The 851-nt window shown below is 73.8% G+C and carries 1 protein-coding gene; it reads left to right on the top strand.

Translation table 11 applies throughout. The annotated features are described in order from the left end of the window. Positions 1-851 (top strand): acyl carrier protein (locus IE329_RS39985; protein ID WP_229928166.1); only part of this gene is annotated, 851 nt, incomplete at both ends.

Below are 851 nucleotides of genomic sequence, written 5' to 3'. Positions count from 1 at the left end.
CCGGCGCGCCCAGGGCCTGCCGGCCACCTCGCTGGCCTGGGGCTACTGGGCCGAGGCCAGCGGGCTGACCGGGCAGATGTCCGAGGCCGACGGTGAACGCCTCGCCCGCGCGGGGCTGCTGCCGATGGCCACCGACCACGGACTCGGGCTGTTCGACGGGGGCCTGGACACCGCGGAACCGGCGGTGGTCGCGGCTCGGCTCAAGCTGTCCGCCCTGGGCGACCGGCCGGTGCTGCGCGCGCTGGCACGCGTCCGCAAACCGGTGCGGGCCACCGGACTGGCGGGCGAGCTGGGATCGCTCCCCGAGGCCCGGCAACGCGAGATTCTGCTCGACCTGGTCAGCACCCACGCCTCGGCCGTGCTGGGCCGCAGCGACGAGATCGGTGGCGACCTGGCCTTCAAGGACCTCGGCTTCGACTCGCTGACCGGCGTGGAGCTGCGCAACCGGCTGTCCACGGCGGTCGGGACCCGGCTGTCGGCGACGATGGTCTTCGACCACCCGACTCCGGCCCGGCTGGCCGAGTACCTGCGTGAGGTGGTCCTCGGCAAGGAGCGCCGGACGGTCGCGCCCGTGCCCGTCGGGGTCGCGGTGTCGGGTGATCCGGTGGTGGTGGTGGGTCTGGGGGCCCGGTATCCGGGTGGGGTGGGCTCGGCGCAGGAGTTGTGGGATCTGGTGGCGGGTGGGGCGGACGCGGTGGGGGAGTTCCCGTCCGATCGTGGGTGGGACGTGGGTCGTCTTCATGATCCGGCCGGTGGTCCGGGGACGTCGTACACGCGGCGGGGTGGTTTTCTCGCGGATGCGGCGGGGTTCGATGCGGCGTTCTTCGGGATCTCGCCGCGTGAGGCGTTGG

This window comes from Kitasatospora indigofera (genome assembly GCF_014655955.1).
Classification (GTDB): Bacteria; Actinomycetota; Actinomycetes; order Streptomycetales; family Streptomycetaceae; genus Kitasatospora; species Kitasatospora indigofera.
Note: the sequence above shows the minus strand (reverse complement) of the source record. Positions and strands in the feature narration are given on the sequence as shown.